General features: G+C 38.8%; 7 protein-coding genes and 1 tRNA gene. 6 read left to right on the top strand and 2 right to left on the bottom strand.

Translation table 11 applies throughout. The features are described 5' to 3' along the window. Positions 1-420 precede the first annotated feature (420 nt). Together GN217_RS18220 and GN217_RS18215 are read right to left on the bottom strand one after the other, a co-directional pair. Positions 421-2250, bottom strand: coding sequence for an ABC transporter ATP-binding protein (locus GN217_RS18220; protein WP_156858060.1), 1830 nt, complete (start codon positions 2248-2250; stop codon positions 421-423). Beyond that, positions 2240-3979 (bottom strand): ABC transporter ATP-binding protein, encoded by a 1740-nt coding sequence (locus GN217_RS18215; RefSeq protein ID WP_156858059.1) that lies wholly within the window; start codon positions 3977-3979, stop codon positions 2240-2242. The genes GN217_RS18220 and GN217_RS18215 overlap by 11 nt, the downstream gene beginning before the upstream one ends. A 209-nt stretch (positions 3980-4188) precedes the next feature. On the opposite strand from GN217_RS18215, the gene GN217_RS18210 reads away from it, so the two are divergent. From GN217_RS18210 to GN217_RS18185, 6 genes are all read left to right on the top strand, one after another. Continuing rightward, entirely contained in the window at positions 4189-4440 is a 252-nt protein-coding gene (locus GN217_RS18210) for a hypothetical protein (RefSeq protein WP_156858058.1), read from the top strand. A 235-nt stretch (positions 4441-4675) separates the two neighbouring features. Beyond that, positions 4676-4870, top strand: a complete 195-nt coding sequence (locus GN217_RS18205) for a YjfB family protein (protein ID WP_156858057.1) — start codon at positions 4676-4678, stop codon at positions 4868-4870. Positions 4871-4946: 76 nt separating this feature from the next. Next, positions 4947-5019 (top strand) — tRNA-Val (locus tag GN217_RS18200). A 315-nt stretch (positions 5020-5334) separates the two neighbouring features. Next, positions 5335-6228 (top strand): GNAT family N-acetyltransferase, encoded by an 894-nt coding sequence (locus GN217_RS18195; protein WP_156858056.1) that lies wholly within the window; start codon positions 5335-5337, stop codon positions 6226-6228. Between the two features lie 342 nt (positions 6229-6570). Continuing rightward, complete coding sequence (locus GN217_RS18190; RefSeq protein ID WP_370459821.1) at positions 6571-6900, top strand: thiol-disulfide oxidoreductase DCC family protein; 330 nt, start codon at positions 6571-6573, stop codon at positions 6898-6900. Between the two features lie 151 nt (positions 6901-7051). Further along, positions 7052-7486, top strand: a complete 435-nt coding sequence (locus tag GN217_RS18185) for a PH domain-containing protein (protein WP_156858055.1) — start codon at positions 7052-7054, stop codon at positions 7484-7486. The last annotated feature ends 574 nt before the right edge of the window (positions 7487-8060 follow it).

The following is an 8060-nucleotide window of genomic DNA, read 5'->3' as shown; positions in this document are numbered from 1 at the left end:
GAAGAAAAGCACTTCCTGCGGGGTCTCATCGTCTCCGCTTTCCCGCAGGAGTCACCGTCCTCCGGGAAACTGAACTGGTAGGGATGATTATTATGAATGGAAACTATCACCCTAAGATCAGCGTTCTATTCCTAAAATGAAAAATAGTGTTCCAAATTTGGCTTTCCCCTCGGAGCAGTCCAGACACCTCGAGACTCCTGCAGGAGGAAAGGCATAGGTGAGACCCCGCAGGGCGCCAGCCCGAGGAGGCTCACCAGCCGCCTGCGGAAAGCGAGAGGTGTCTGGACTGCGGACCTCCAGAAGTAAGTTGCACACACTTACGCTGAATGAAAGTGATAGTCGCTTCAGATCTATTGTTCAAGCTGCGAAGGTTAAGATGTTAACTTTATAGTACCACGTAGGAAGGGCTTGTTCTAATCCTTAGTTTGCTTGTTCGAGCAACTGGCTTTCATGAAGGTTATAATAAGCGCCTTTCTGCTTAATGAGTTCATCATGACTTCCTTTTTCAATGATTTTGCCGTATTCGAGCATGATGATTGTATCTGCTTCTTTAACAGTATTTAGCCGGTGTGCAATAACAAAGCTCGTTCTTCCTTCCATAAGCCGTGTAAGAGCTTCTTGGATTTTTAGTTCTGTAATTGTATCAATATTACTTGTCGCTTCATCTAAAATCAAAATGGAAGGACTCGCAATCAGCGCGCGGGCAATCGTGAGTAATTGTTTCTGTCCTTGACTAATACCGCTTCCGGACTGATCAAGAATCGTGTCATATCCATTTGGAAGTTTCGTGATGAAATCATGGGCATTCGCATCTTTTGCAGCTTGCTCAACTTCTTTATCCGTTGCATTAAGCTTTCCGTAACGGATATTTTCCCGGATTGTTCCGTGGAAAAGGAATGTATCTTGCAAAACGAATGCCATCTGTTTTCTTAAACTGCTCCTTGTAATATCTTTAATATCAACGCCGTCCAGTGTAATTTTCCCTGCATCATAATTATAGAAACGGGAAATAAGATTAATAATCGTCGTTTTCCCGGCACCCGTGTGTCCGACAAAAGCAACCGTCTCTCCAGGTTTCGCTTCAAAGCTTACCCGATCGATGATAGTTTCCTTTTCATAAGCAAACTGGACTTCATCGAATATTACATGTCCCGCCGTTTCAGTTAGCTCTCTTGCGTTTTCTTCGTCTCGTTCTTCTTTTTCCTCATCCATTACATTAAAGACCCGCTCGGCACCGGCAATCGCGGAGAGAAGGATGTTGAATTGGTTGGAAAGCTCATTCAGAGGACGGGTAAATTGTCTAGCATATTCGGTGAAGATTACGATAATCCCGACCGTGACAAGTTCTTGATTACTATAGATCGCAAGCAAGCCACCAGCAAGGGCAATTAACCCGAAGCTTAAGAAATTCAGCATGTTCATGATCTTCGGAGTGAGACCGGCAATCATCTGCGCCCAGAAACCAGTCCGCTTCAGTTCCGCATTTCGTGTTTCAAAAGCCCGAATGACCTTATCTTCCTGGGAATATGTTTTTACAACTTGCTGGCCGGAAACAATTTCTTCTACATAACCATTGACTTCCCCGAGATGCCTTTGTTGTAGTTTATAGAGCGGCCCGGTCCGGGAAGTGATCCATTTCATCGCGTAAAACATGAGAGGGACAATAACGAGCGTGACAACCGTTAAAATGGGACTGAGTATCAGCATAACAATTAGCGTGCCAGCAAGCGTCAGAACACTCGAGAAAATCTGGATTACCGATTGATTGAGTGTGTTATTGACGTTATCAATATCATTTGTTAACCGGCTCATCAATTCCCCGTGCTGACGTTTATCAAAATAAGAAATCGGCAGTCGATGGAACTGTTCAAATAAATCCTTTCGCAAGTCAAAAACCGTATTCTGGGCAATTCCAATCATCCAGAAGTTCTGTAAGAAAATAGCAAGTGAATGAAAAAGGAAAACAAAAATCAAGCCGACAAGCAGTGTTCCAAGTCCGTTTGTTTCCTGGGTCACAATATAATCATCAATTGCCATTCCAATAAGATAGGGACCGAGTAAACCGAGACCAGAACTAAATATCACCATTAAGATGACGAGAAAAAGCATCCCTTTCTGCCGGGAGAGATATGCCCAATTCCTTTTTAGGGTAGCCCCCATATTTTTCGCCCGTTTGTCTTTATCAATCTGGACGGAATCAAGCTTTATTTTCTCATAGTGGAAGGGAGCCTTCCAGTCCTTATTCGACATGTGCATACTCCTTTCCGTGCTGGGATTCCACAATCTGTTGATAGAGCCTGGATTGTTTAATCAATTCATTATGTGTCCCCATTGCAAGCACTTCACCTTCATCCATTAATAGAATCCGATCTGCAGTCCTTGCTGTGGAAACTTTTTGAGTAATGATCATTATTGTACAGTTGTATGCTTCAATAGTCTCAATCAATCTAGCTTCCGTAGCAAGATCTAGGGCATTAGTACTATCATCAAGCATGAGAATCTTCGGTTTCCGGATCAGCGCCCTGGCAATCGAAATCCGCTGTTTTTGCCCACCGGAGAGATTCACTCCTTTTTGCCCGACTCTCGTGTCATACTGTTTAGGTAAACTCATGATTGTATCGTGAATCTGTGCATCTTTCGCAGCTTGTATCATTTCTTCGTCAGTCGCACCGACTTTTCCCCAAACGATATTATCCCGAACGGTTCCGGTGAAAAGGAGCGGATTCTGTGGCACATATCCGATACTATCCCTTAAGGTATCGAAGGGATAGGAATCAATAGACCGACCGTCAATTAGCACCTGTCCTTTAGTTGGATCATATAGCCGAGGCATGAGTTGGAATATCGATGTTTTCCCGGATCCGGTAGTACCCATAATCGCAAGGGTTTCTCCTGATTGGATGGTGAATGAAATATCGTTCAAAATAATTTCATCTGAAGCAGGGTATTGGAAATAAACATTGCGATATTCCACTGTACCGTCCTTAATCTCAATGTTATCATGCGTTCTATCTACTTCATATTCTGATTCACTTTCATTTTCTAATGTCAGCACTTCATTCACCCGTTCTGCCGATGCTTTTGTCCTCGAAAGAATGATGATAATAAAGGAGAACATTGAAATCGCCATCGCCACCCGGAGTGCATAATTGACGATAGAAACAACTTCTCCAACCGCAGCATTCCCGGCGAGCGACTGGATATTTCCGAACCAGATGATGAAGACAAGGCTCAAGTTCATAATAAATAAAAGGATAGGCATCGTGGATTCCACAAAACGGAAAGTCTTTTTTGTCGAAATAGCAAGGTCGTTATTTGCCCCCATGAAACGCATCTCTTCAAAATTCCGGCGTCCAAACGCTTTAATAATCCGCATACCTGCAAGATTCTCCTGCATGACTCGGTTGACGTGATCGACATTCGCCTGTACTTTAGAAAACATCTTACTAGCATACTTCATCACGAGGAATAAAAAGAGAATGAGTAAAGGAACGGTCAGAAGAAAGATCATTGCAAGGCGAGCATTTACAATAAATGCCATCGTCACTCCACCAAGCACAAGGAACGGGGCTTTTGCCATAATACGAAGCGCCATGAAGATCATATTTTGAATCTGGCGGATATCGTTCGTAAATCGTGTCACAAGTGCAGAAGTAGGGTAATTACTTAAGCTTTTAAAGGAAAAATATTGGATGCGGGCGAACAGCTTCTGTCTCAAATCAAAACCAAAGGCGAAACTGACATGAGAAGAGTAGAATGAGTTCAACACTCCAACGATAAAGGATAAAGCTGCAAGTCCAATCATGATTCCTCCCCACATCGTAATTTTCCCAACATCTTCTTGTAGCACCCCCTGATCAATCATGAGACCGAGAAAGAGAGGGAGGAGAAGCTCAATCATAAGTTCAGAAAACATAAAAATATATGCTAAAATAATGGATGTTTTATATGGTTTTAAAAAGGAAAAAACATTTTTCAAACGCTGACCCTCCAAGTAAGTAAAATAATAACAATTATTTAATTATTATAATGTGTTAGTAGGTAATTATCCAGTATCTTATTTCGGGTGTCGAAGTTTTGCGGGGGTGTTTGGAGATAATTGATTTTCCGTTTTTTTAAGTTAAACTGTGAGTCAAATAATGTGTTTACAATACAAGTATTCCGACACTAGAACAAGGTGGTGAAAAAATGGCATTCATGCTAGTAATGGTGGGTATTTTCTGTATTATTTACATGAAACCTCCTATTTTTAAACAAATGAGATATGATTATGTTTATCTCCTGATTGTTTTGATTTTACTATCCATCATTGTGATTAATGGGACTTTTATAGATTTAATGTCTGACGGATTACTAGTAACGCTCACGCTCATGATTTTATCACCTTTGTATGTAAAAACATTTTCAGCAATAGGCAATAAAGGGGAACAGAATACTTAATTCTTATGCAAAAAATGCACGTCAGTACATAAACTATACGATTAGAATGATGGTTCATAGCTCAGTTGGAAGAGCGCTATTTTAACAGGGTAGAGGTCGTTGGTTCGGGTTCGATACAGTTAGAGCTTCTCGTTTACTCCTAGCTGTCAAATTGATTGAAAGAGAGACTTGGAAACTTTCATAGATATGGTATGATAGATAGAGTTAAAGGATTTAGAGAGAAAGGGGTAGGAAAATGGATATTGCAAAGCTTTCTACAGTATTAAGCCAAGCCCAAGTAAAACAGCAAGCAAGCTTATCGGTTATGAGGATGATGATGGATACAGGGAAAGTTCAAGCTGGTGATATGCTAGAAATGTTGGACGAAAGTGTAAGTGCACCAGATGCAAGTCACCCAAATTTAGGTGGGAAAATTGATATTCAAGCATAAAATAGTACAAAATGTTAAGTTTCGCTTGCAGGAAATATAATTGTATTGTATACTAAATCTTGCAGTTGAAAATAACGATTCCGTAGCTCAGCTGGGAGAGCGCTACCTTGACAGGGTAGAGGTCGTTGGTTCGAGCCCAATCGGAATCACTATAGAATAGAGGTCTGTATCCCTTGTATATCAAGAGGTACAGACCTTTTGTTTTAAGTGTAACAGATTCCGAATGCCCCTAAATTTTACCAATTGTTAAAACCTTGCTAACAACCTCATTTTCTTCTCGACTGTAATACATCTTCGAATATGTCTTCGGCTTCATCCGGTTCGTCTGGGATGATGTGAGCATAAGAAGCTTTATCTCCAATTATACAACCTTAAATAGCGCTTGTTTAAGGTCTGATTTTCATAGGTTAGTCGACATAACTGATTCAAATACTTACATTTTATAAAGTTTGGGAGGTTTTCATATGATAAAGATTCAACGTCATCCGAAACTAGCAGATGTTGCAGCCTTTATTTCCAGATTAAATTCAAATTTAGAACACCATATTGGTTATTGTGGGAAAAAGATGGATGAAATTTTTAATACATTGGAGGAAGACTTTGGAGATATACCTGCACGTGAATCATTTTTTATAGCAACGGAAAGCGATAAGGTTGTTGGAGTCTGTGGGTTTGATGCTGATAACGAAAGGGGAAAAGCCGAAATATGGGGACCATTCGTAGACCACGCAGATGCATTAAAGGTATCTAATTTGTTATGGGAATCAACTATTAAAGAAATTCCGAATACCATACAGACTGTCTCCTTATTTCCGGATAATCATAATTTAATGGTAGTTGATTTGGCTAATAGATATTCTTTTGATTCTGTTAGTAAAGAGACCATTTTAACTTGTTCCAAACAATCTTTTAGAAGAGTAAATAATGACAATGTAATCCCGCTAATAAGTGAACATTATAGTTCATTGATAAAGTTACACAACCAAATTTTTCCTAATTCTTACCTAACTGGTACTGAAATGGTAGATGGATTGAGTGAAACATCGACTGTTTTTGGTGCTGTAGACGAACATGGTAATTTACTAGGATATCTTTACACTGAGGCAGAGCCAGAGTTTGGAGAAGGAAGTATTGAATTTTTTGGTGTAACTCCGCTGGTGCGTAACAAAGGTTTGGGGACTTCTCTTCTTGCAAAAGGTTTAGAATGGCTTTTTACATTTCCATCCATAGAAGAAGTTACTCTATGTGTCCAATCTGACAATTCGAAGGCGATTCGTCTATATAAAAGACTGGGGTTTCAGATTGAGCATCAACTTACATTTTTCGAAAAAACTCTAGACAAATCAGGAGTAAACTGAATATTGGTCTCTATTATTATGTTAGGTAAATCTTATTTAATATTACAATTTAAGTTAATTTAGGTCCAAAATTATTTTGCGAAAAGTGTTCATTTTTACTTGACGGTTACATGGTGTTTGGCATACAGTAGAATGCTTACGATAACCAATATAAAACTTGTTTTAATTTGCCTTGTTTTGTTGGACGCCAACATTGGCATCTGGAACTGAATAAAGGTACATTTATTTGTACGAAATTTAGGTGCTTTTTGAATGACATTAGCACCATTTCTTGGTACAATATAATTAAAATTCAGAATATAAAATGGTGTCGGGAAATAAAGTTTTCTACAAGAAGGAGAGCTGAACTTAGGAGCCATAATACTATTCGATGGGGTATGTAATTTTTGTAATAAAAGCATTCAGTATATCATTAAAAGAGAGTCGTATGATTACTTCAAATTTGCTTCATTGCAAGGTGAAGTTGGTCAAACCTTACTGAAAAAACACCAGTTACCTTTGGATGTTGATAGTTTTGTATTGATAAAAGACGATCGAGTGTTTTTAAAGTCGGATGCTGCTCTTCGGATATGTAGACATTTAAAATGTCCTTGGAAACTACTGACGATACTACTCATTATTCCTAAACCGATTCGGAATGCAGTTTACTCAATCATCGCAAAAAACAGGTAAATTTTTGGGGAAAAGGGATAGTTGCGCTATACCTTCTCGAGAAATCCGTAGCCGTTTTTTAGATTGAGCTTTTTTATTTTGTTTTGATTGAGAATGTTATCTCAAGACTAAGCTGTTTCACTAATTAAAATTAGATCGGAGGGTATAACTTTTGAAGTTCAATGCAAACAAAGACTTAACTTATCGAATAATAATTTGGGGATCGGCACTGTTATTCTTAGGACTATCACTTGGACTATTCATACCGATTTACCATAAAGCAGGACTCGCCGCAAGTTTAATCTTTTCTTTGATATTTGGGATTTTCGCCATTGTCATTTTATGGTTTTGGTACCGAACATTTTACTTTGTAACAAATGATTATTTAATTATTCATATTGGCCCATTTAAACGCCGAATTGAGCTCGAAACCATTAAAAAAATCGAAAAAACTAATACTCAATTAGCCTCAGCTGCTCTTTCCAAAGAACGTTATTACGTATACTATGGTTCCAGTGATTTTACAATCATCGCTCCAGAAAATATGGACCAGTTTATACAAGTGATCAATGAACGAAAGGACGAACCGGTAGAGTTTCTGAAATAGAATGTGTACATTCATTTCCAGTGATTAGACCTGTATTTCCGAATAGATGATTCCACGGTGAAGGAACACTATGAAAAGGTTAAGCCGCAATTATTTCATGCGGCTTAATCTTTTTTTGGTAAGGTCGGCTAGCAAGTCTGTTTAATTCAATGATTCCGTAATTTCGATAATGTATGCCTCTCTCTAAAGCTGTGAAGAAACTGAGTTTCCTCCCCATAGATATACGTTTTGATATACCCATAGTTCGCCGTTAGTGGTAAACTACGATTAAATGCGTGACATATCCTAAGAGTGAAGGATAGAGATGGTTCTTATATGTTTAAAAAAAGAAAATAGAACTAATTGATAAATATTTATCCAATTTTTAATATATTGTGACTATTTGTAATAACCTCTTAAACAAGCTGTAACCACAGACGTGTCCCCCTGTGCTAGGATTAGACTTAATCAATAACAGGTAACGTCAAAAGTTCTATGAAAACCAAGTGAAGAATCTACATGTCCTTTTAGCGACCAATAAAAGGCTGGCTAGAACGAAAGAAAATGCAGAATGGACTCTAGTTAGCACACGAGT

It is taken from the genome of Oceanobacillus sp. AG (assembly GCF_009746545.1).
In the GTDB taxonomy this organism is placed as follows: Bacteria; Bacillota; Bacilli; order Bacillales; family Amphibacillaceae; genus Oceanobacillus; species Oceanobacillus indicireducens.
Note: the sequence above shows the minus strand (reverse complement) of the source record. Positions and strands in the feature narration are given on the sequence as shown.

Bases quoted from the DNA above. Each gene is read 5' to 3' on its own strand.
- GN217_RS18220 (WP_156858060.1), bottom strand. From the start codon at position 2,250: ATGTCGAATAAGGACTGGAAGGCTCCCTTCCACTATGAGAAAATAAAG.
- GN217_RS18195 (WP_156858056.1), top strand. From the start codon at position 5,335: ATGATAAAGATTCAACGTCATCCGAAACTAGCAGATGTTGCAGCCTTT.
- GN217_RS18210 (WP_156858058.1), top strand. From the start codon at position 4,189: ATGGCATTCATGCTAGTAATGGTGGGTATTTTCTGTATTATTTACATG.
- GN217_RS18205 (WP_156858057.1), top strand. From the start codon at position 4,676: ATGGATATTGCAAAGCTTTCTACAGTATTAAGCCAAGCCCAAGTAAAA.